General features: G+C 59.8%; 16 protein-coding genes and 1 pseudogene. 9 read left to right on the forward strand and 8 right to left on the reverse strand.

What is annotated here, in order from left to right:
* Positions 1 to 13 precede the first annotated feature (13 nt).
* From BWR59_RS05485 to BWR59_RS05510, 5 genes and pseudogenes are all read left to right on the forward strand, one after another.
* Positions 14 to 1138, forward strand: a complete 1125-nt coding sequence (locus BWR59_RS05485; RefSeq protein ID WP_081564636.1) for an FAD-dependent oxidoreductase — start codon at positions 14 to 16, stop codon at positions 1136 to 1138.
* Positions 1135 to 2082 (forward strand): ABC transporter substrate-binding protein, encoded by a 948-nt coding sequence (locus BWR59_RS05490; protein WP_081564637.1) that lies wholly within the window; start codon positions 1135 to 1137, stop codon positions 2080 to 2082. Before BWR59_RS05485 ends, BWR59_RS05490 begins: the two co-directional genes overlap by 4 nt.
* A gap of 52 nt (positions 2083 to 2134) precedes the next feature.
* A complete protein-coding gene (locus BWR59_RS05495) occupies positions 2135 to 3493 on the forward strand; it encodes a SidA/IucD/PvdA family monooxygenase (protein WP_081564638.1) in 1359 nt (452 codons plus the stop codon).
* A pseudogene (gene sbnA / locus BWR59_RS32605) lies at positions 3490 to 5509 on the forward strand (2,3-diaminopropionate biosynthesis protein SbnA). Before BWR59_RS05495 ends, sbnA begins: the two are co-directional and overlap by 4 nt.
* Positions 5500 to 7305, forward strand: a complete 1806-nt coding sequence (locus BWR59_RS05510; protein WP_081564641.1) for an FAD/NAD(P)-binding protein — start codon at positions 5500 to 5502, stop codon at positions 7303 to 7305. Before sbnA ends, BWR59_RS05510 begins: the two are co-directional and overlap by 10 nt.
* A 70-nt stretch (positions 7306 to 7375) precedes the next feature.
* On the opposite strand, the gene BWR59_RS05515 is transcribed toward BWR59_RS05510, so the two are convergent.
* The 6 genes from BWR59_RS05515 to BWR59_RS05540 form a co-directional block, all read right to left on the reverse strand.
* The gene (locus BWR59_RS05515) at positions 7376 to 7828 is read right to left on the reverse strand and encodes a hypothetical protein (protein ID WP_343286967.1); all 453 of its coding nucleotides are present in this window, start codon (positions 7826 to 7828) and stop codon (positions 7376 to 7378) included.
* Positions 7829 to 8271: 443 nt separating this feature from the next.
* Positions 8272 to 9021 carry a transporter substrate-binding domain-containing protein gene (locus BWR59_RS05520; protein ID WP_168184455.1) on the reverse strand — a complete coding sequence of 250 codons (750 nt, stop codon included), beginning with the start codon at positions 9019 to 9021 and terminating at the stop codon, positions 8272 to 8274.
* A gap of 154 nt (positions 9022 to 9175) precedes the next feature.
* Positions 9176 to 10459: a hypothetical protein gene (locus BWR59_RS05525; RefSeq protein WP_081564643.1), complete on the reverse strand. Its 1284-nt coding sequence runs from the start codon at positions 10457 to 10459 to the stop codon at positions 9176 to 9178.
* Position 10460: 1 nt separating this feature from the next.
* Complete coding sequence (locus BWR59_RS05530) at positions 10461 to 11762, reverse strand: hypothetical protein (RefSeq protein WP_081564884.1); 1302 nt, start codon at positions 11760 to 11762, stop codon at positions 10461 to 10463.
* A gap of 494 nt (positions 11763 to 12256) precedes the next feature.
* Positions 12257 to 13876 (reverse strand): glucan biosynthesis protein D, encoded by a 1620-nt coding sequence (locus BWR59_RS05535; RefSeq protein ID WP_081564644.1) that lies wholly within the window; start codon positions 13874 to 13876, stop codon positions 12257 to 12259.
* Positions 13877 to 14055: 179 nt separating this feature from the next.
* Positions 14056 to 14685 carry a LysE family translocator gene (locus BWR59_RS05540; protein ID WP_081564645.1) on the reverse strand — a complete coding sequence of 210 codons (630 nt, stop codon included), beginning with the start codon at positions 14683 to 14685 and terminating at the stop codon, positions 14056 to 14058.
* 136 nt (positions 14686 to 14821) lie between these two features.
* Between BWR59_RS05540 and BWR59_RS05545 the strand changes: the two genes are divergently transcribed.
* Positions 14822 to 15313, forward strand: coding sequence for an Lrp/AsnC family transcriptional regulator (locus BWR59_RS05545; protein ID WP_081564646.1), 492 nt, complete (start codon positions 14822 to 14824; stop codon positions 15311 to 15313).
* 7 nt (positions 15314 to 15320) lie between these two features.
* On the opposite strand, the gene lpdA is transcribed toward BWR59_RS05545, so the two are convergent.
* Positions 15321 to 16721, reverse strand: a complete 1401-nt coding sequence (gene lpdA / locus BWR59_RS05550; RefSeq protein WP_081564647.1) for a dihydrolipoyl dehydrogenase — start codon at positions 16719 to 16721, stop codon at positions 15321 to 15323.
* Positions 16722 to 16940: 219 nt separating this feature from the next.
* The gene (locus tag BWR59_RS05555) at positions 16941 to 17546 is read right to left on the reverse strand and encodes a CDP-alcohol phosphatidyltransferase family protein (RefSeq protein ID WP_230981967.1); all 606 of its coding nucleotides are present in this window, start codon (positions 17544 to 17546) and stop codon (positions 16941 to 16943) included.
* Between the two features lie 357 nt (positions 17547 to 17903).
* Here BWR59_RS05555 and BWR59_RS05560 point away from each other — a divergent pair, with 357 nt between their 5' ends.
* The 3 genes from BWR59_RS05560 to BWR59_RS05570 are packed head-to-tail and all read left to right on the forward strand — an operon-like array spanning position 17904 to position 21981.
* Positions 17904 to 19871, forward strand: coding sequence for a protease modulator HflK (locus BWR59_RS05560; RefSeq protein ID WP_081564648.1), 1968 nt, complete (start codon positions 17904 to 17906; stop codon positions 19869 to 19871).
* Between the two features lie 11 nt (positions 19872 to 19882).
* Entirely contained in the window at positions 19883 to 20917 is a 1035-nt protein-coding gene (locus BWR59_RS05565; RefSeq protein ID WP_081564649.1) for a protease modulator HflC, read from the forward strand.
* Positions 20914 to 21981: an SPFH domain-containing protein gene (locus BWR59_RS05570; RefSeq protein WP_081564650.1), complete on the forward strand. Its 1068-nt coding sequence runs from the start codon at positions 20914 to 20916 to the stop codon at positions 21979 to 21981. Before BWR59_RS05565 ends, BWR59_RS05570 begins: the two co-directional genes overlap by 4 nt.
* Positions 21982 to 21986 lie beyond the last annotated feature (5 nt).

A 21986-nucleotide genomic window follows, 5' to 3' on the forward strand; every position in this document is an offset into this window, starting at 1 on the left:
GGGAGTGACGCTGATGAAAACCTCATTCGATGTGATCGTGATCGGCGCCGGTGTCATGGGCGCATCGATTGCTGCCGCCCTGGTCGAGAGTGGCCTGGACGTTGCCCTGATGGAAAAGGGCATCGCTGGCGGCCAAGGTGCGACTCGCGACACCGGCGGCATCGTTCGGGGTCTGGAGCTGGATCCGGCATTGCGGCCGTTGACCAGCCGCGGCGCGCATCATGGCAGCACCGGCATCGTTCATGCGTTGTTCGAGCAGGCGCTCAAGCGCACCGGTGTCGCCTATATCGCCAGCTCCGAGGTGTGCGGCAAGTACCTCGAAGCGGTAGGCACCGAAGGCACGGAGAACATCGAACTGCACGCCTCGGTGGGTGCGCTGGATAACGGGCGTTTCTCCTCGTTCTGCGATGGTGAATGCCTGTTGATCGAGCGCAACGGCGGCATGGTCGACGCTCGTGTCGCGGTCTCGAACCTGTGCCGTTACGTCGCAGAGAAAGCCACGTTCCTGGATCATCTGGCGGTCGATCGCTGTGTCGAACTCGATGGCAAAGTGCAGGTGCATGCGGGCAAGTTGTGCCTTGAGGCGACATGGGTGGTGGATGCCTGTGGCGCCAGCGGCCCGCTGCCCCGGCCATACGGCGCCGTCCACGCGCGGACCATTCCGTTTACCCGTTTGAGCTGCGATCAGGCGCCGAGCATGCCGGTCATCGCTCACAGTCTGAACACCTACCTGCTGCCGTTAGGACGCAATCTGATGCAAGTCGGCGGGCAGCGTCGTCAACGCGCCGAGCATGCTTACCAGTTGAATCTGTCGCCGATGGACAACGAGCAGGACGTGATGGAGCGCGTCGCCCGGCTCGGCTACGACAGAGACCACACCTTGCCCGTCGTGACCCAGGTTGCCTGGGATGCCTACACCGACGACGGACGTCCGCTGATTGGTCGTTCCACGAACAAAAGCCACCTCTACCTGGCCACCGGGTTCTGCGGCATCGGCTTCAAGATGGCGCCCAATGTCGCCGAGTTGCTGGCGTTCGAGCTGGGTGGCCGGATGGCGGGCATGCAGATGGAGGCCGATCACCGCTCGATCATGGAGGCGTTCTGCCCCTCACGATTCACCGAGGTGGCATTGTCATGATGCGTCTGGGTATCTGCGCCGCACTGGACGTCGACACCACATTACACGCGCGCAGTTTTTTGCGGGGCGTGTACCTCTCAAGCCACTTGTTCAGCAATGTGCGCCGTGCACGGCATTTCTATTTCGATGACGGTGCAAACGCCGATGGCGGGCGCGCGGCGGCTAAGCGCTTCATCGAGGCTCGCGTTGATGCGGTGATCGGTCACTTTGCTTCCGAATCCGCCGCAGCCGTGGTGGAAACTTATGCACAGGCCGGCATTCCGCTGATTCTGCCTGCGTCGACCTGTGCCGCGCTGACTGAAGACGGCAGCACCACCTTTCGCGTGTGTGCATCTGATCGAGTCCTCGCCAAGCGTCTGCTCACTTTTGCCGAAGGGCAGGGCCTGCTCAGGCTGGCGCTGTTCGCCGATCCGAGCCTGCACGGCCAGCAGCAACTGCACGAACTTCAACAGGCTGCGAAGTTATCCACAGCGAAAGTCGTGACGGATGTGAACCAGGCCGATGCTCTGGTGTTTTGTGGACGGCTTAAGGCCAGCCGCCAGTTCCTTGTGGAAAACCGCGCGGCGGGCTGTGGATTACCGCTCTTCTTTACTGACGACGCTGCGTCGCCCGCACTGGTCAGCGGGCTTGAGCAAACCGGCACCGTCTATGTCGTGAGCTTTCCCGTCGCCAGCGATCTGCCAGAAGCACAGTCGGTTGATCTGGCCTACCAGCGCATCTACGGCGAACAGGCGCCGGTCTACGCCATCGAGACCCTGGCGGCATTTTCGCTGGTGGATCTGGCCGCTGGTCAACGTCGCGGGCTGCTGGATGCGCTGCGTTTCGAACAGTTTTCTACACCTGCCGGCCCCATCAGCTTCAGCAATGGGGAAAACGATCACGCCCGGGTTTCGCTGTGGGTCTACGCCGACCAGCGCGCCCACGAACGGCGTTTGCTGTGTTGAATCGGGCCACTTCGGGCTCGCCAAGTCTTTAAACCTTTCAGGAAGGACCACCATGAATCAGTTTGAAATCGAGGGTTTGCGCCAGGAGCTGGACGTCGTGTCGGTCGGCTTCGGTCCCGCCGGTATCGCGCTGGCCTGTGCGCTGGAAGACGAAGCCGAAGACAACGGCAAAAAGCCGTTTTCGCGCGTGCGTTTCTTTGAGAAGGGCCGTGATTCGACCTGGCACGGCGCCTTCCTGCTGGCGGGCACCGATATCAATCATCACGTGTTTCGTGACTTGGTGACCCCGCGCAACCCCCGCAGTCGTTTCTCCTTCGCCATGTACCTGAAAGAGAAAGGACGCCTGTACAAATTCGGCCTGCTCGGCCGTCCGGCGAGCCGTGTGGAATGGTCCGACTACATCGGTTGGGTGGCTGCTCAGTTGAAGGACTATGTGGCCTACGACGAAGGCGTGCTCGATGTGCTCCCGGTGGCGGAGAAAGGCATCCTCAAGGCGGTCGATGTCGTCACTGCCCAAGCCACCTATCGCACCAAACGGCTTGTGCTTTCCCACGGCAGCCTGCCGAGAATCCCCGAAGCGTTCAGCCCTCATCTGGGCGGTCGCGTCTTTCACACCTCGCAGTACCTGAAGAATATCCATCTGGGTGGCGGGCCTATCGCCCAGCGTTGGCTGGTGTTGGGCTCCGGTCAGAGCGCTGGAGAGGCTGTCGCCCATTTATTGGGTGCTGCGCCGACCACCCAAGTGCATTCGGTTCATCGGGGCGTGGGTTTCCGCGTTGGCCAACTGGGGCAGTTTCCCAACTTGGCTTTCCTGCCCGAGCAGGTGGATTACTTTCATCAGTTGGAGCCTGCACGCCGCAGCAAGGTCTTCGATGAGATCCGTTCGACTAACTACGCGGGCATCGACGCCGATGAAAGTCAGGCCCTGTACTCGTTCATGTACGAAGGCGAAGTCAGCGGCCATCAGCGTCTGAACCTGCACACCTGGTCCAACGTTGTGTCTGTGGAAAAGGTCGGCGACGCCTATTCGGTGGTTCTGCGCGACAGCAACACGGGCCTTGAGAGCACGCTGTACGTGGACGGAATCGTCCTTGGCACCGGTTATGAACAGCTCGCGGTGCCGCCGTTGCTGACGTTGCTGCAACCCTGGCTGTTGCGCGAAGAAGACGGCAGCCTGGCGGTGGATAGGCACTATCGCGTTGGCCTGCAACACAGCGAGGGCCTACAGATCCTCGCCAATGGCACCTCGGAGAAAACCCACGGCATCAGCGATGCGCAGTCCTTCTCCATGGTGGCGCTGCGCGCTCAGCAACTGACGGACGCGCTGCTGGCGACGCAGCCTCGACAGCTGGCGCCAGTGGTGGCCCATCCGGCCTTGTCCAAACCCGCACGCGCCGAGGCACGGCCATGAACTTCATTTCTCATATCGTCGGCGATTCCAATTTCGTCCGCCTCAAGGGCCTGGGCTTCGAAAACCTGCATCTGAAACTGGAATCCTGCAACCCGGCGGGATCGATCAAGATGAAGACCGCCATCGGCCTGATCGACTCCTATGCCGAACGCCGACTTATTCACAAGGACACCGTGCTGATCGAGTCGTCCTCGGGCAACCTCGGCGTGGCCCTGGCGATGATCTGCGCGGAACGGGGCTACAAGTTCTGCTGTGTGGTCGACCCGAATACCAACCTGCACAACATCAAGATGATGGAAGCGTTTGGCGCGCAGATCGTGATCGTCACCGAGCGCGACGACAACGACGGTTATCTGGGGACTCGGATTCGGTATATCCGCGACACCGTGGCCCGCGATCCTCGCTATTTGTGGCTCAATCAGTACAGCAACCCCGCCAACGCCCGCACCCACGAACAAACCACCGCACGCTCGATTCATATCGCGTTTCCGGCGCTGGATTATCTGGTGGTCGGCGCTGGAACCACCGGCACGCTGATGGGCTGCGTGCAGTATTTTCGCAAGCATTCACCGCGTACCAAAATCATCGCAGTGGACAGCGCAGGCTCCGTGACTTTCGGCCAGGCGCCGGGCAAACGCTTCATTCCGGGCCTTGGATCCAGCCAGATACCGCCGATCTTCCGCGCCAATCATCTGCACAAACAGCAGGTGGTGGATGAACGCGCCACCGTTGCGATGTGTCGCTGGCTGGCCAAATCCAACGGCGTACTGTCGGGCGGGTCTACAGGCACGGTGCTTGCCGGCCTTGCAGCCCCGTCGCTGGGCATTCCGAAGGACGCCGTGGTGGTCGCCATCTCTCCCGATGCTGGCGAACGCTATCTGGAAACCATCTACAACGATGAATGGGTGATGCAGAAGTTTGGCCGTGCCGAACTGGCGGCATTGAGCTCGCAGCCCCTCAGTCGTTACCTGCGCGATTACGTCCATACCTTCGAAGGGGAGGAGGTTCATGTCTGATTTTCACGTCATCCCCGGCGCGGTGATCAAGGAGCTGCTCGACAGCCAGGCGCACACCATGGTCGCCCGCGTCGAGCAGGTTTACCTGCAGCATCACGATGGGCAGACCCTTAATCCGGACAGCTATTTTCTGCGTTTTCCAACGCAACCCGCCAACCGCATCATCGCATTGCCGGCATCGCTGGAAGGCGAGGACGCCGTGGCCGGCATCAAATGGATTTCCAGTTTCCCGGGCAACGTTGCGCAGCAGAAACCCCGGGCCTCGGCGGTCGTCATTCTCAACGATCGCGAGACCGGTTATCCCTACGCCTGTCTTGAGGGTGCGCAGATCAGTGCGGTGAGAACGGCCGCTTCGGCTGTGTCAGGGGCTTATTGGCTCAACGGTCAGTCGCACAAGGCAGCATCCGTGGGCTTTATCGGCGCAGGCGTCATTGCTCGGAACATCGCCCGAATGCTGGCTGTGGAAAACTGGGAGATCGAGCAGGCTGTTGTGCATGACTTCGATGATGCATCGGCCGAGGCTCTGACCGGTTACGTACAGCAGATCGACTTATGCACAGCCCGCACCGGAACGCTCGAGCAAGCACTGGCGGCCGATCTGGTGATCTTCGCGACCACGGCTGGCGAGCCGTACGTTAAGCCGCCGATGGGTTTTCGGCCCGGCCAGGTGGTGTTGAACATCTCGCTGCGGGACATCGCACCGCAGTTATTGCTGGCAGCCAACAACTTCTGCGACGACGTCGAACATTGCATGAAGGCCAACACCTCGCCGCATCTGGCCGAGCAGCTCACTGGAAACAGAGCATTCATGAACGGCACGCTGGCGGGCTTGATTCGTGGCGAGGTCGAGCCGGATCCGACCAAGGCTTCGATCTTCTCGCCCTTCGGTTTGGGAGTGCTGGATCTGGCGCTGAGCAAATTCATCGTCGACACCGCGCTCGCTGAATCGCGCGCTGTCGCTATCGATTCGTTCTTCGGAGAAACGCTGAGATGGAACTGAGCACTGCACTGCCCAAGGAAAGATTCGTTGCCACTGGCCCCGAAAAGCCCGTGATCAGAATCGGCATTGTCGGCTGCGGCTCCCGTGGCCTGGCCGTGCTGGAGCGGCTGTGTGCATTGGCTGGCGCGGGCGAACGGCGTGTCGAGATCAGTGTCTTCGACCCGCATCGACCAGGCCCGGGCCTGCATTCGGTGGAGCAACCGCAATACCTGATGCTCAACACCGTGGCGTCGCAGATCTCGATGTTTCCCGATCAGGCCGCGTTGGGTGGGTTTAGCGGTCGCCAAGGGCCGAATTTTTATGAGTGGTGCCTGCGATTCAAGCCCGAGCGCGCAGTGCGCCCCAACGAGTTTCTTCCCAGGCCGTGGCTCGGAGAATATCTGGCCTGGACCTACGACGAAGTCATTCGCACGCTGCCCGAGTCTGTAAAGCTGGTCCATCACGCCCAGGTTGTGGATAACATAGAGCACACGGATCTGGGCGGATTCGTATTGTCCACAGGCGAAGGGCAACGCCATCAGGTCGACTGGTTGTTGATCACCGTGGGCCATGCACAAGCACCTGAACTCTGCGATAACCAGGACGGTGCAACCAGGCGCTTCAATGCTTATCCACAGCCCCGCTCGCTGAAGGCGATTTCATCCACAGATGTTGTGGGCGTGGAAGGACTCGGGCTCTCAGCGATGGATGTCGTCGCTGGCCTGACCGTGGGCAGAGGGGGGCGCTTTGTACAAGCTCCGGAGGGTTTGAGTTATGAGCCATCCGGCCATGAGCCCCGCGTTTTAATGTATTCACGAAGCGGTCTGCCGTATCGCACCCGGCCTGACATCTCGCCCCACCGCACGGGTACATCCGCGCTTATCTTTACCTTGTCAGCCGTCGCCGATCTTCGCGCCCGCCAACCTCGAGGGCTGGATTTCGAGGCCCAGGTGCTGCCGCTGCTCAAGGCGGAAATGTACGTGGAGTACTTCGGCATGATCGCGGCGCTGCACGGCGAATCCTCGGCGCGGGTGAAATCAGAGGTGGCGACCGCGTTCCTGTTGGGCGAGCTTGAAGAAAAGGCTCAGGAACTGGCTGAACGCCATGGCGTGCCGATGCTGGACGAAAGCGCCTTCAATCCCCGACATCTGAAAGCTCCTGTGGATAATTATGCGCAGTGGGTGCGGGAGTTTATTGAAGCGGACTTACAGGAGAGCATCGCCGATCTTGATCACAGTCCTTTCAAGGCTGCGGTGGAGGTCTGGAGAAGCTGCCGTGAACAACTACGCCGAGTTGTGGATAACCAAGGCCTGACGCCAGAGTCGCACAAGGTTTTTTTCAGAGAATACGCGCCGTTGGTGAACCGCATGGTGGCGGGGCCACAAAAGGAGCGGCATCAGGAACTGCTGGCGCTGGCGGATGCCGGTGTTCTGCAATGGGTTCATGGATCGAAAGTCATGCACAGCGAGACGTCAGGCGCAGTGTCGGTCTATCTTTCAGGCAGTCAGCTTCTTCCACTGGATGCAGTGGTTTGCGCCCACGTCAGCGACAACCTGGGCGCGGTTACCCAGCCAAAAGTCATCCAGCAGCTACGTGCGAGCGGAATTATCCACAGCCTGAATTCTGATGATGAGGTCGTGTACGTAGACAGCCATGGCAAGGCCCAGCCGAATCTGTGGATAACCGGGCCGATCGTGGAAGGTGCCACTTACTACAATCACTACGTACCCTCGTCAGGAAGTTATTCTCGGGCGTTTGTAGATGCGGACCGGATTGCGCGGGAGATGTTGGGCATTTCCATGCTGCTTAGGGTTTGAGATCAGCTTGGGGCTGAGTGCCATCGAACATGTGGCAAGGCATTGTTTGAAGAGAACGCGTCACCTGGATTTAGAACGGCCTTTGTTCCAAGGTTGCGATAACTTGCTGCTGGGCATGCATCCACTGCGCGCAGACAGAGCAGCGAGCTTTGACCAAGTGCTGAATGACTCGAAAATCATCGAGAAGGTTGCGAGCAAAAATCGGTTCGTGATGCGCGATTCGATTTCTCAATAACCTGATCTTATTCAGATCTTCGAAAATGTCTTTGCGATGTTCGGCTGTCGTTCGGGTCACGTCCAAGTTGGGTAGTACCCGTTTAAGGTGTCGATTCCAGAGGCGGTGATCGTGTCGGGTGGTAAACATTATTTCCCAAAACACGAACTTGAGCTCGGCGATGACCTGTCCGGTAGTTGTCATTTTTTTGCGCACAGCCTGCAGATCGCCAAGGGCGTTATAGCCCGGACCTGCCTGCCGTGGCAGGCTTCGCTCGAAGCCTGAATTCCAAGGCCATAAAGGGGCCATGTGTAGACTCGAGGGCCTCGGCAACAGCATTACGTACAACCACCTCGCAGATATGCAGAGGTGTGAGCAGGGCGCCGCAAATACGAGCATTCCACGCATACAGGGCTAACGCCGCAGCTGGGTCACGACCTGTGGAGACCGCTCGGGCTTCATAAGTGGACATTCGAGCAGGTGAGAGTGCTGTCTTGACTGCGCAAGGTATCGGCATTGACCTGTGGAGCCTATATCCATATAGTTTTCGCACTAGCCACGGGACACGCGGGTGCATGCACCTCCCCCCGAGGACAGACGAAGCAAAAAAGAACCCCGCCTCATGGCGGGGTTCTTCGTTTATGAAGCGCATTATACGTTTGCGTACCTACCCAGGTGCGCTACGGAAATACTGACTGGTGCTGTCAGAAAAATCCCGATGTTCGCCGTCAACACACCTCACTACTCAGCAACTATTTCGTCGGCAAATAGTGCCGCCTGATGCTGTCCAGCTCGCCGCTGCTGCGCAGCTTTTCGATGGCGCGGTTGATTTGTGGCAGCCATGAGGCGTACTGAGGCTGGAGCTTGAACACCAGGGGCGCTTCGCTGAGTTTGGCGCCCTGATGGAACTGGGCAGGGTTCAGGTGGTTGCTGGCCACCAGCGCATCGAAGATGTCGTCGACCATGGCGATTGCATCGACTCGACGGCTCTGCAGCAATTTGATCAACGCATCGTCCTGTGAAGTTTCCAGCCGGCTCAGTCGGTGGTTCGCGATGGCTGGATCCAGCGCCCAGTAGGTATAGCCGCGGACCATGCCAATGGTCAGGTTGTTCAGTTGCTGTATGGATTGCCCGCGTGCGGGGTGGTCGATGAGGAAATACAGGTGCTCGTTGACGATGGAGTAGGGTCTGGAAAACACGTAATGCTGCTGTTCTTCAGGGCTGTTCCAGATCCGCGCATCGGCATAATTCATGTCGATCTCGCCCTTTTGCAGCATCGACTGCAGGCGGTTGACCGGGTAGGTGACGAAGGTAACGTCCAGGTTGGCGAGTTGCATGACGCGTCGTGCGATGTCGACAGAAACGCCCAACAAGTGGCCGTTGTCGTCTTCGTAGGCGTAAGGCTTCCACTGCGCGCCACCGGCCACATAGGGGCCTGCCGCAACGGGCAAGGCAAACAGCCAGAGCAAGCACACGCTGATCAGTCGGCGTCGAACCGCCATCATTCCCTCGGGCCGGGTCCTGTAAAGACGACTAGCGTATCAGTGCTAAATGTCGCTGATATGTCGCAATGCCACTATTTGCAGGCGGCTTCACGAAAATCCCATAAAAAAGCCCGCGCTGACGGGGGCAGGCGGGCGTTTGAGTTTAAAAAGCTCAAGATCCGGGGCTCAGGCGGATGATCTTGGGGAATTCGGTGAGCGTGACGGGCGCGGAACACTGCTCGCCGTTGCAGACCCATTTTTGCAGGCTGTCGATCATTCCCTTGGCAGCTGCTGCTGTGTCGAGGATACGCACCGGCGCGTTTTTCATTGCCGTCGCAGTGACGTGCTCATCGCGCGGACGGCCTGTCGCCCACGCCACCATCACCCGTTCGCGTCCGTCGCTGAACGCCAGCTTGTAGACGTTATCGGCCTGCAAACTGTTGCTGGGGTCATAGCTGAAGTCGCGAAGGTAAGGGCTGATCGCTTCAAGAATCGGATAGGCAGGCTTGGGACTCAGGTCGATATTGAGCAGGCCGAAATTGTGCTCCTGATCGTCTCGCGCGGTGCCGTCATTGATCAGGTCGTACCACCACATGCCCTTGATGTTGGGCACGGTGCGGGCCAGAAAATAGGCGCGTGCCAGATAAGCCGACTGCCGCACTGCGCTGATGCCGCAGTTGCCTTCGTGGCTTGGCCAGGCCATTTCGGTGAGGTACAACGGCACCGGCTTGCCGGCCTTGCTGCTGAATCGGCGGTCCAGATCGCGCAGCCAGTTGATCCAGCTTTCCGGCGTGTTGTGATCGCGACCTTCGCAATGCACATACGGGTGTAGCGAGATGCCGTCGGCGTACTTGAGCACGCCAGCGGCAAGTATTCGATCAACGAAACCACCTTTTATGCCTGCCGAAGTGACAGCCCCGGCAAGGATCTTCGCCTGTGGGTTGTTCTTGCGAATGATCGGAGCGGCGTCTTTCACCAGTGCCACGTAATCGCTGCTCAAGCGGGCATCGCTCGGGCCTTCGATGTCCCACTCGTTCCAGACCTCGTAGTACTGCACCGGATTGCCCAACTGGCGAGTGGTGTAGTCGACGTAGTTCAGATACGGGATTTTGATGTCCGGTTTGCGTGGCTTGGCGTTGCCGTTGAAGGAGGTGCCGTAGCCCAGAATCACCATGGGGCTGAGATTCAGCGCGCTGGCGGTGTTAAGCCAGGCGCGCCACTGCGGGATGATCCGCAGTTCTTTGGGCGTCGGTTCGGCAGTGGACCAGAATGCATCGTCACGCACCGAGGTGATTCCCGCTGCGGTCGCCAGTTCAAGGCTGCGCAGAGGCTGCGACAGGTTGTTCATTGAGTGGGTAGCGACGCCGACTATGAACGGGTCGGCAGTGGCAAAACGCGTGACGATCAGGCAGATCAGTAACAGCAGGCTTCTGCGGCCAATACTCAATACATTCATTTCAGCTCAGGCCCGGCAGGCCGCTCCATTGGGGCAGCTCCCGGGGCTTTGGGACGGCGGTTCTTACCTGCGACCTCGCATTGAGCGCATGCCCGATGGCCATGCCAAGAAACAGGTTCGCCAGCGTCACCTCAAGCGTGTCAGTGGTCCAGCTGACGATACAGATGCAGAAACCGGTCGCGAGCATGGCGCGGCCGTAGCGCGTGACGCTGTCCGCCAGGATGAAGAACAGCGGGATATGCAGCGTGTACAGAAACAACCCCGCGAGGCCAAAGGTTGCCCACAGATAGACCACGGTGCTGTCGGAGACCATGAAAATGTCGGCGCCGACCACAGGAAACGCCGCGACGGCGCTGCCCACCAGCCCGAAACCCGCGCCGGTGTATTCACGGTTTTCGCTCATCAGCTCGCGGATTACGTTCGGCCAGGTGTTGACCAGGCGGTCGTAGATCGAGGACAGGGAAGTGGCGGCCGATACCTTGTTCGGATCGAAGTCGAACGCCATGGCTATGAACGGCAGCGACATGCCCAACAAGACCGCAGCAACGATGGCGCCGCGCGTGGTCCAGCGGAACTGGGTGATCATCAAAAGCCCCGCCCCGCCAATAAACGCCAGAGCCGGCGCCTTGCTGGTGGTCAGTACCACGCCAGCGAAACCGATGGCGCAGACCCCCAGCACCAGCAGTCTTGAGCGCAGGGTCGCCATCAGATACAGGCTGAAGATCGAGATGATGATCGCCAGGGCGCTGGAAATCCGTGCGAATCCGGCGGGCCGGTCCGCCTCCTCCGATGCCCACGTGGTGTTGGCGCTCAGCTCGGTGCCGCCGATGCTGTAGCTGTAGCCCTTCCAGGGCAGGTTGGTGTACTTGTCCAGGGCGATACCTGCCAACGACGCCAGCAGCGCGAAGGCGATAGCCCACATGAACAGGCGTTTATGCCGAGTGATCTGATCGCCGCAGGCCAGGCCGAACAGCAATGGGCTGATGCCATACAAGGCGAAGGCGAAGTTGCCCGCGCCCGCACCGTTGAGCGCGGCCCAGCCTGCTGAAAGCAGCAGTACCAGGAAGCTCAGCCAGATGCCGGGGCCGGCCTTGAAACTACGCAGCTCCAGCGCAAAGAACAGCAGGCAGGCGACTTTCGGGCCGTAGAGCAGGACCGAAATCCCGGCTTTGTCCAGATAGAAGCGCAAAGCACCGGAAAAAGTCTCGACCAGAATCAGGCTGATCGCGACCAGCACGATGGCGGTGGATTTGTCGAATGACAGCATCGACGGTTTTTCAACGTAAACGGGGGAAGTCGACATCATGGGTACAGCCCCTCGGGAGCGCTGGAATTGGAAGACAACAGCAGGCGTTGAGGAAGGAAGGGAAAACGTTGCCTGCAAGGCAAAGCTACCGCCCATCGAAGTCGGCGCGGGCCGTCGATTGAGCTGAAGAGTTGGTGTGTGTCGCGCAGAGGGGATGCCTAAAAGGGCCCTCTCGAGCGGCGTGACAGGGGATATATCAGCGTCAGATGCAGGGGCTGTCAATCAATTAGTCAAAATTTCGGACAGGTTAGACGCTTATAAAAAATCTGAATTTGTAAGTCGTTGATTTAATTAAAAGATGTAAATTTGACGCTGGTAAGTGGAACGGAAAATGAGCCTTAGAGGGCAGTGCCTATGACTCATTTTCGTTACAGCGCGGGAATAAACAGCTGTGCGCGGTCTGATCTGTAGCAGCTTGGCTTGCCAGCGGTAGCGATTTCAACATCGCCACCGCCGGCAAGCCGTACTGGTACAGATCGCATGTGATCAAATCAGGTGTACTTGCGCTTATCTGGCGCAGGCGGGAAGTACTGATACAACCAGGTCTCGCTCAAGGTGCGGTCGCCGGTCTTGATGAACATGCGCATTTCTACCGGGTCCATCGAATCGCTGGTCGGGTACCAGTCGAATGTCACACGGAAGCCCTTGATGTCGGGTAACACCAGCACGTTGAAATCCTGCACTTTGCCGTTCGATACCGTAACCACAGGCTCGATTCCCGAACCCTCCGGCAAACGGTCGATACCGCCACCGTTGAAATCCACTGCAAAGCGACGTGCCCAGACCTCCGGGTAATGCTCGCCCGGCGCCCAGCCCTCAATGAAGCCGCCCATACCGGAACGGGTCGCATGGACCTGCGCCAGTGGCGTGCTAACCGGCGGCAGCGGGCTCCAATAGAGTTTGTAGCCGTAGTTCATCGACATACCGGCCTTGATCGGCACTTTCGGGTTCCAGAACGCGACGATGTTATCCAGTGTTTCGCCGGTGGTTGGCAGCTCCAGCAGATCGATCGAGCCTTCGCCCCACGAGGTGGTCGGCTCGACCCACAGACTTGGTCGGCGGTGATACCAGTCGACGGTGTCCTGATAGGTCTTGAAGTCGTGGTCGGTCTGCACCAGGCCGAAGCCTTTTGGGTCTTTGTCGGCGAAAGCGTTGAACTGCAACTTGGCCGGGTTGTTCAGCGGACGGCAGATCCACTCGCCATTGCCGCGCCACATCGCCAGGCGATCCGAGTCGTGGATTTCCGGGTGAATGGTGTCGCACATGCGGCGCTCATGAGTTCCGCAGCTGAACATGCTGGTCATGGTCGCGATGCCCATCTGCTCGATGTCGGCGCGAGCGTTGATGTGGGCGTCTATGTCCATCACCACTCGGTCGGCCTGGCAGTCGATGTCGAAGCGGTAGGCGCCGGTCGCGCTTGGCGAATCCAGCAGGGCGTAGACCACGAAACGCGTTGCGTCCTTGGTCGGTTTCTCGAACCAGAACTTGGTGAAGTCAGGGAATTCTTCGGGCTTGTGGGCGTAGGTGTCGATTGCCAAGCCCCGCGCGGACAGGCCGTACTGCTTGTTGCTGTCGATCGCGCGGAAGTAGCTGGCACCGAGGAACGACAGAATGTCGTTGATCGCGATTTCAGGCGCCTTGAACAGCTTGAAGCCAGCAAAACCCAGGTCGCCCTTGAGCTGCGTCTTGTCGATGCGGCTGGCTTCGTAGTTGAACAGCTCGGGACGGAAATGCACCTCACGCGCCTCCTGGCTCGCAGGGTCGACGCTGTACATGCGCACGGGCGTCTTGAAACCTGCACCGACGTGGAAGAAATGCACGTCCAGTTGGCCTTTGACGTCGTTCCACAGGGAATGGCCGGCGTCGTATTTGATCGCGTTGAACTGCTGAGGCGTCATGTTCGCAAGGGTCGGTGGCAGGTTCTGCTTGGTGCTGACGTAGGCTTTGCCAGCCATCTGCTTGGCGAGGTCTTGCAAGGTCTTGAAGTCGAAATGCTCGATTTCGCCATCTGCTGCGGCCGCCAGAGCACGTGCCGCATAAAGACCAGACGCTGGCAGCGCGCTATACGCTGCCAGCGCCATGGATGCTTTCAGGAGATTCCTGCGATTCATAAGGTGAAGCCTCTGAAGAAATGCTGTGCTTTCCTGCACAAAAAAGTGCGCTTTCCCAATCCTTGCCGAACGCAAATTACCAACAAACAGATAACAATCTCGGCATCTTGTTCGCAAAAAAGATAAAAAATCGTTTCAGGGCGCTACTTTGACGTCTTCAGAGTGTTACGGGGATGTGGTCAAGCCTGCTGGATGAAGGCCAGGCGTACCGCGAAGCCAATCAGCAGGGTGCCAAATAGCCATTGCTGGACCCGTTGCGCAGTTGCACTGCGCGCCAGCCAGCGTCCTATCCAGCCGCCCGCCATGGCGTAGACGCTGTCGAACGACAGGCCGATCAGCACCAGGATCACCCCCAGCTCGGCAAATTGCCCGGCCACCGGCCCTGCGCCAGGATTGATGAACTGCGGCAGCAAGATCGAACAGAACAGCAACGCCTTGGGGTTGAGCAGGTTGGTCAGCAAACCGCGCAGAATCGCCGTGCTCCAGGAGATCGCCCCATCGCCTGCATTGCCCGACTGGGGAGCGCTCATGGCGCCAGGCTTGAACATTTTCAGACCCAACCACAGCAGATACGCTGCGCCGATTATCCGCACTGCGTCGAAGGTCCACGGCGAGACCTTGAACAGCGTCGCCAGCCCCAACGCCGCCAGTGCTACGTGGCAGCCGCGCGCGACAGCCAGGCCCAGCGCGGTAGCCAACGCCTTGCCACGACCGTGTCGGGCGCCAGTCTGCAATAGCAGGATCATGTCCGGCCCCGGCACCAGCAGGATCATCGACAGGGCAACGATAAACAACGTCAGGTTTTCCATTTCTTCAGCGCTCCGGCAGGGGGTAACGGAAGAAAATTCTAGAGCTGAAAGGCAGGGCAGGTGCTTGCGAGTTTCACCCGTTAGGCGCTTAGTATTGGCATCTTCTGCTCCTGAGAGGCGACTAAAGGTGTCTGATATGCCAAATCCTACAAATGTAAAGCTGGATGCCTACGACCGACGAATTCTCAGCGCCCTGCAGCGAGACGGTCGTTTGACCAATGTGCAACTGGCAGATGAAATCGGCCTGTCGGCGTCACCTTGTCTGCGTCGGGTTCGTCATCTGGAGGAGGCCGGGGTGATTCGAGGTTATCAGGCGACGTTGAACGCCGACGCGCTGGGGTTGGGGCTGACGGTATTTATCGGGGTGAAGGTCGACCGCCATCACGAAGATGAAGCGCAGAAATTTCATCAGATGGTGTCGGCGTTGCCTGAGGTTATCTCAGCTTATCTGGTGTCCGGCGAGTCGGATTTTCTCCTGCACGTCGTGGTGCCTGACCTACGCGCGTATGACCAGTTTCTCTCCGACACCCTGCTGAAAATGCCCAGCGTGCGGGACATCCGCAGCAACTTCGCAATCCGCACCCTCAAGCCCCAAGGGCCTTTGCCATTGGGGCATTTGCCGGTTTGAGCGTGATCTACGCCTGCGTGGTGTGCCCGCCAACGGCCATTGCCGCTTGGCGCAACGCCTCGGAGCGAGTCGGATGGGGATGGCAGGTCAAAGCGACGTCTTCTGCTGACGCTGCAAACTCCATGGCCACGCAGTACTCTGCGATCATCTCGCTGACGCTTGGCCCCACCAGGTGCACACCGAGAATCTCGTCGGTTTTCTCATCGGCCAGTACCTTGGCGAAACCGTCGGCCTCGTGGTTGACCTTGGCGCGGCTGTTGGCGCTGAACGGGAATTTTCCGACCTTGTATGCGCGGCCTTCTTCCTTCAACTGCTCCTCGGTTTTACCGACGCTTGCCAGTTCCGGCCAGGTGTAAATCACGTTGGGGATCAGGTTGTAGTTGAGCTCGCCCTTCTTGCCGACGATACGCTCCACGCACACCGCAGCCTCGTCTTCGGCCTTATGCGCCAGCATCGGCCCTGAAGTCACGTCGCCGATTACCCAGATTCCGTCCACTGCCGTGCGATGGCCCTTGTTGGCCAGAGCGCCGCGTTTGTCGACTTCCAGGCCCACTGTTTCAAGGCCTAGATCTTTTGTCACAGGCCGCCGGCCGATGGACACCAGCACGTAGTCCGCTTCGATCACCTCCGCTTCACCGCCTGCTGCGGGTTCAACGCTGAGGCTGACGCCGTTTTCGCTGGCAATCGCTGAAGTCACCTTGGAGCTGAGCTTGAAGTTCATGCCCTGGCGAGACAGCGAACGGTGCAAGGTCTTGCCGGTTTCCAGATCCGAACCGTGGGCGACATGGTCGAGGAATTCAACCACGGTAACTTTCGCCCCCAGACGTCGCCATACAGAACCCAGCTCCAGGCCGATCACGCCCGCGCCAATCACCACCAGGTGCTTGGGCACTTCGCTCAGGGACAGCGCTCCGGTGGAGTCAAGGATGCGTTTGTTGTCGATGGTCACGCCCGGCAGCGGAGTCGGTTCGGACCCGGTGGCGATGATGATGTCCTTGGCGGTCAGTTCGGTTTCCGCGCCGCTGGCGTCCTTGACGACGACCTTGCCTGGGCCTGCTATGCGTCCCCAGCCCTTGATCCATTCGGCCTTGTACTTGCGAAACAGAAACTCGATGCCCTTGGTCAGGCCCGTTACGCTTTCGGCCTTCTGCGCCATCATCTGCGCCAGATTCAACGTCGGGGTGACCTCAATCCCCAGCTTCTTGAACTCCTCACCTGCCGCCGCTTCGAACAGCTCGGACGCATGCAGCAGTGATTTGGACGGGATACAGCCGACGTTCAAACAAGTGCCACCCAGCGTATCTCTACCCTCTACACAGGCGACTTTCAGACCTCTCTGGCCGGCATGAATGGCGGCGTTGTAGCCGCCGGGCCCGCCTCCGATGATGACAACGTCGTAATGACTCATGAGCGCACTCCTTAAGGAAAAATCGACAGTGGAGGGAAGCGTAGACCTCTCTCCGAAAATGTCCCGAAAGACATCCGGGGATTGAAATTATGATCGTAATATCTTCTCGGGAAGGATTTGAGGTCAAGCGCTATGCTTTTCAAGGGGGGCAAAAACCAGGAAGCAGGATGTGGATAACGTGTTGGCAGGTTGTGCGTAAAGCTGTTGAAACAGTCGAATTCACTCCTGTGCATAAACCTTGGCTGGGGGAATTGGGGCAGGCTTGGTGACCTCCAACACAGCCTTGCGAATACGCGTGATGATGGTCAGTAGCAGCAAAACCGTGATCACAGCCAAGGCGATGTTGATCGGTGCAGTGAGCACGTACCCTGAGCCGATTCCTGCGCCGAATATCCCAAAACACAAGAGGCGAAGGTTACTGGTCATTGGGCCGTCACGGCGTCGTGAAGCCTTGATCAGCGGGCCGAGCAGCCCCGCGAATTCGCTGAAAATCGCCAACAGAGTCACGGTCAGAACCAGCAGCATGCTGACTTTTGGAATGACCGCAAAAGGCAGGAACAGGGCGGTCTCGGCCACCACGCGGCTCAGTTCATGAGCGCATGTGCCCAGCCGTGAATGCTGACCGAACTCGCTGATGAGCACGGCTACTACGGCATTGAACAGCATGCGGAAGATCATCCAGATCGGAACCAGTACAAAGACCCAGGGATGAAACGCAAACGCGGCAACCAGTACTCCAACAGCCACCGAAATGAGTCCTGCACACGACGTCACATGAATGGCACGTACGCCATCATCGAACAAAAGCCTGGCCAGCGGACGCATGAGTTTTTGCAGCCAGGTCTTGAACAGGGTCGGCATCATCGCAGGGTGGCTCCCTGTGGATAACTTTCTGGGAGCATAGTGCAAGAAGGTTGGCCCTGCCCGACAGTAAAACCGGCGCGGACCACTTGTAGTCACCCGAGCTTGCCGACCTGCGCCTGCCGTGAGGCGCTAACCTGTCTGCGGGCTGTCTGAGTGAATAATTCGTCATGTCCGCCTGCAATTAGCGGACGAAAATTTCACCACTTCTGTTATATCGTAACGCCCCGTAAAACAGTGGATTGGCGTGTTGAAAAGCATGCCTCATGAAGCGGACAGGATGGGTGATGACTACAGCGTTCAACAGTTTCTGGAGTGTCGATGCGGGTTGATCTGGATGTTGAAGGGGCAGCACCTGCCAGCCTTCCAAGGTTTCAGCGCGCGAATTTACAGGCCCGTCGCCTGTCGCGGTTGACCTACGTGCTGGGCTCCATGGGTGTGCTTGGCCTTGTGGTGTCGCTTTTTGTCGACCTGTTCTCTCCCAATTCACTCTGGACGGCCGTGCTGACCAACAGCGCGGCCAGTTTGCTGGTGCTCGCATCGGCGTTGCAGTCGGCTCAAGTCGTAGCGCTTTGGCGCGCGCGGGTGATCGCTCCCGACGACGCGTTGGCCGCGAACGCGGACGAGACTGTCGAAGCCGACGAGCAAGGGTGGTACGACCGTTTGCTGGGGCGTATCGGCGGGGCCGGAACCTCAATGGTCGGCCAGATCGGCGCGCCGGTCTTCTGGCTGGCAGGCTGGGTATTGCTGGCGCTGATCAGCATCTCGATGATCTGGAACATGGGCCTGATCGGCAGCGACGTCGGCCTGGTCGGCAGTATTGTCGGCGGCCTGTTGTTGTTGATCGGCTTCGGTCTGCTGGTCCTGGAGCGCCAGTTCAGTAATGAATCCGAAGCCAGCTGGCCCGAAGCCGAACAGCTGGCGCAGATCACTCGCGTGGCCATAGGCACCTTGGTGATCGCGGCGTTCTGCCTGTTCTTCTCATCCGTGGATCGGGTCTGGCCAGCTCGATTGGCAGTGTTGATCGGCCTGTTGCCAGGGCTCGTTGCGCTCGAGCTTTTCATTCGGGCGCTGCTGTCGATCTTCAGCCCGCGCAATGAACGGCTTGAACCGCGCATGGTGGCCAGCAGCTTCGTTGCCGGTTTGCTGCGCTGGCCGCCGCGCCCGCTGATGGCGCTGCAAAACGAATTGCACAATCGTTTCGGCATCGACCTGCGGCAAATCTGGGCGTTTACCTACATGCGCCGGGCGTTCCTGCCGGTGCTGGCGGTGATCGTCGCGTTGGGCTGGGCGCTCAGCGGCGTGCATGAGATTCCAATGCAGGGGCGCGGTATCTATGAGCGTTTCGGCAAGCCGGTGGAAGTCATGGGGCCTGGTTTGCATGCCGGTTTGCCATGGCCGTTCGGGACCATGCTGGCGGTCGAGAATGGCGTGGTGCATGAACTGGCCACCAGCGTGTCCGAAGGTGCCACCAGCGAGCAGGCTCTCGATCCCGCCGAAGGGCCGCCGCCGGCCGTCGCCAACCGGCTGTGGGACGCGACGCACATCAACGATAAATCCCAGGTCATTGCCAGCGGTTCGGGCGACAAACAGAGCTTCCAGATCGTCAACATGGACGTGCGCTTCGTGTATCGCGTCGGTCTCTCGGACGAGGCGGCGATGGCTGCGACCTACAACAGCGCGGACATTCCGAGCCTGATTCGCAGCACCGCCAGCCGCGTGCTGGTTCATGATTTTGCATCGCGCACCCTCGACGAACTGCTCGGCGAACAGCGCACCGATCTCGCCGCCGACATTGGCGACGCGGTACAGCGTGACCTCAAGAAACTCGACAGCGGGGTGGAAATCCTCGCCACCGTAGTCGAATCGATTCACCCTCCAGCGGGCGCTGCCAACGCTTATCACGCGGTGCAGGCTGCGCAGATCAGCGCTCAGGCGTTGATCTCCCGAGAGCGAGGCGCGGCAGCGGACAAGGCCAACCTGGCGCAACTGCACGCCAGCATCGCTCACGATCAGGCCGCAGCCAATTCCCGCGAGACCATGGCAACCGCGCAAGGCGCGGACCTGCGCTTCACGGCTGAACAACAGGGCTATGCCAAGGCCGGTCAGGCGTTTCTGCTCGAGCAGTACCTGAGCCAGCTGACCCTGGGCATGACCCACGCCAAGTTGCTGGTTCTGGATCACCGTTTGGGGGGCACAAGCGCGCCCACCATCGATCTGCGTTCATTTACCCTCCCGGTCGACCCGTCGGCGTCGCCCAAGTCAGCTGAACAGCCATCGGCTGAATAAGGAGTCGTCCCTTGAGTCTGTTTCATAACCACGATCATTCCGGCCACGACCACGGCGGCCACGGTCATCATCACGGTCACCACCATGGTGAGGCATCGGCACCGGTGGGTTTCCCGTGGCGTCGTGCTTCGCTGGCAGCAGTGCTGATCGCCTTTGCGGTCGCGGCCGCGAGCCTGGTGCAGGTGCGCTCCGGGGAGGCCACAGTCGTCACTCGCTTCGGCAATCCTTCTCGGGTATTGCTCGACCCTGGTCTGAGCTGGCGCTGGCCTGCGCCGTTCGAAGCGGCCATTCCTGTGGACCTGCGCCTGCGCACGACGTCGAGCGGTCTGCAGGACGTCGGCACCCGCGACGGCCTGCGGATCATCGTTCAGGCCTATGTCGCCTGGCAGGTACAGGGCGACCCCGACAACGTGAAACGCTTCATGCGCGCTGTGCAGAACCAGCCTGACGAAGCGGCGCGGCAGATCCGCACCTTCGTCGGTTCGGCGCTGGAAACCACGGCCGCCAGCTTCGACCTGTCGAGCCTGATCAACACCGACGCCAATCAGGTGCGCATCGCTGATTTCGAAGACCAGCTGCGTCAGCAGATCGACAAGCAACTGCTGACCACTTACGGCGTACGCGTCCTGCAAGTGGGTGTCGAGCGTCTGACACTGCCATCGGTGACCCTCAACGCCACCGTTGACCGCATGCGTGCCGAGCGTGAAACCATCGCCACCGAACGCACCGCCATAGGCAAGCGTGAGGCAGCGCAGATTCGCTCCGCTGCCGAGCGTGATGCTCGAATCGTCGAGGCGGATGCCACGGTGAAAGCCGCCGATATCGAGGCGCAATCCCGAGTCGAAGCCGCGCTGATCTACGGCCGCGCCTACGCCAGCTCACCGCAGCTGTACAACTTGCTGCGCTCACTGGACACCCTCGGCACGGTCGTCGGTCCGACCACCAAGCTGATTCTGCGTACCGATGCCGCGCCGTTCCGCGTACTGGTTGACGGTCCGCCTCAGCTGGACGGAAAGCCGGATGGCAAGCCTGGAACGCAGCCATGAGTGAACAGGACTCGACGCAGATCGAGCGTCCGGTGGTGAACAGCCCGTGGCTGCAAGCCAGTCGCCTGGCGTTTTTGGGTCTGTACGCCGTCACGTTGCTGGCTGCGCTCGGTTGGGCGGTGTCCAATGTCCGGCAGATCGACCCTCAGAACCGAGCGGTCGTGTTTCGTTTCGGCGAGCTGGATCGTGTGCAGAATGCAGGCTTGCTGATGGCCTGGCCGCAGCCGTTCGAACAGGTGGTATTGCTGCCATCGGCGGATCGCGTGATCGAGCGCCATGTGGAAACCCTGCTGCGTTCCCCGACCGCCTTGGCGGCCGACAAGGTCACCAGCTTTGCCACGCCGATGAGCGACGCGCTGGCTGGCTCCGGTTATCTGCTGACAGGCGACGCTGGTGTCGTACAGCTGGATGTGACTGCGTACTACAGGGTCACCGACCCTCGTGAGTTTGTGCTGCAGGGCGAGCATGTGCTGCCAGCGCTGGATCGTCTGGTCAATCGCAGCGCCGTCAGCCTCACGGCGGCGCGCGACCTGGACACTATTCTGGTGGCGCGTCCTGAGTTGGTGGGTTCGGACAGTCAGTCTGCCGAACGTCGTGAACGCTTGCGGGGCGACCTGGTGCAAGGCATCAACAAGCGCCTCGACGATCTGGCGAAGACCGGCGTGGGCCTGGGCGTTGAAGTGGTTCGGGTGGACGTACAGTCGAGTCTGCCTGCCGCTGCGGTCAACGCGTTCAATGCCGTGCTCACCGCCAGCCAGCAAGCCGATCAGGCGGTAGCCAACGCGCGCACCGATGCCGAGAAGGTCAGCCAGACCGCCAATCAGCAGTCTGATCGCACCTTGCAGGTCGCCCATGCTCAGGCATCGGAACGGCTGGCGAAAGCCCAGACCGACACCGCTGCCGTCACAGGTCTTGCCCAGTCGATTCAGAACAAGAGCGACCCGGGCTTGCTGCTGCGCATCTATCGCGAGCGTGTCCCGGCCATTCTCAAGCAGGCGGGTTCTGTGACGACGGTTGATCCCCATGACGATTCACGCCTGATCATTCAGGGAGCCGACAAATGAGTGGC

The organism is Pseudomonas sp. Bc-h (genome assembly GCF_002080045.1).
Taxonomy (GTDB): Bacteria; Pseudomonadota; Gammaproteobacteria; order Pseudomonadales; family Pseudomonadaceae; genus Aquipseudomonas.

Bases quoted from the DNA above. Each gene is read 5' to 3' on its own strand.
- BWR59_RS05485 (WP_081564636.1), top strand. From the start codon at position 14: ATGAAAACCTCATTCGATGTGATCGTGATCGGCGCCGGTGTCATGGGC.
- BWR59_RS05490 (WP_081564637.1), top strand. From the start codon at position 1,135: ATGATGCGTCTGGGTATCTGCGCCGCACTGGACGTCGACACCACATTA.
- BWR59_RS05520 (WP_168184455.1), bottom strand. From the start codon at position 9,021: ATGGCGGTTCGACGCCGACTGATCAGCGTGTGCTTGCTCTGGCTGTTT.
- BWR59_RS05535 (WP_081564644.1), bottom strand. From the start codon at position 13,876: ATGAATCGCAGGAATCTCCTGAAAGCATCCATGGCGCTGGCAGCGTAT.
- BWR59_RS05515 (WP_343286967.1), bottom strand. From the start codon at position 7,828: ATGGCCCCTTTATGGCCTTGGAATTCAGGCTTCGAGCGAAGCCTGCCA.
- BWR59_RS05510 (WP_081564641.1), top strand. From the start codon at position 5,500: ATGGAACTGAGCACTGCACTGCCCAAGGAAAGATTCGTTGCCACTGGC.
- BWR59_RS05560 (WP_081564648.1), top strand. From the start codon at position 17,904: ATGCGGGTTGATCTGGATGTTGAAGGGGCAGCACCTGCCAGCCTTCCA.
- BWR59_RS05540 (WP_081564645.1), bottom strand. From the start codon at position 14,685: ATGGAAAACCTGACGTTGTTTATCGTTGCCCTGTCGATGATCCTGCTG.
- BWR59_RS05545 (WP_081564646.1), top strand. From the start codon at position 14,822: ATGCCAAATCCTACAAATGTAAAGCTGGATGCCTACGACCGACGAATT.
- BWR59_RS05570 (WP_081564650.1), top strand. From the start codon at position 20,914: ATGAGTGAACAGGACTCGACGCAGATCGAGCGTCCGGTGGTGAACAGC.
- BWR59_RS05525 (WP_081564643.1), bottom strand. From the start codon at position 10,459: ATGAATGTATTGAGTATTGGCCGCAGAAGCCTGCTGTTACTGATCTGC.
- lpdA (WP_081564647.1), bottom strand. From the start codon at position 16,721: ATGAGTCATTACGACGTTGTCATCATCGGAGGCGGGCCCGGCGGCTAC.
- BWR59_RS05495 (WP_081564638.1), top strand. From the start codon at position 2,135: ATGAATCAGTTTGAAATCGAGGGTTTGCGCCAGGAGCTGGACGTCGTG.
- BWR59_RS05555 (WP_230981967.1), bottom strand. From the start codon at position 17,546: ATGCGTCCGCTGGCCAGGCTTTTGTTCGATGATGGCGTACGTGCCATT.
- BWR59_RS05530 (WP_081564884.1), bottom strand. From the start codon at position 11,762: ATGTCGACTTCCCCCGTTTACGTTGAAAAACCGTCGATGCTGTCATTC.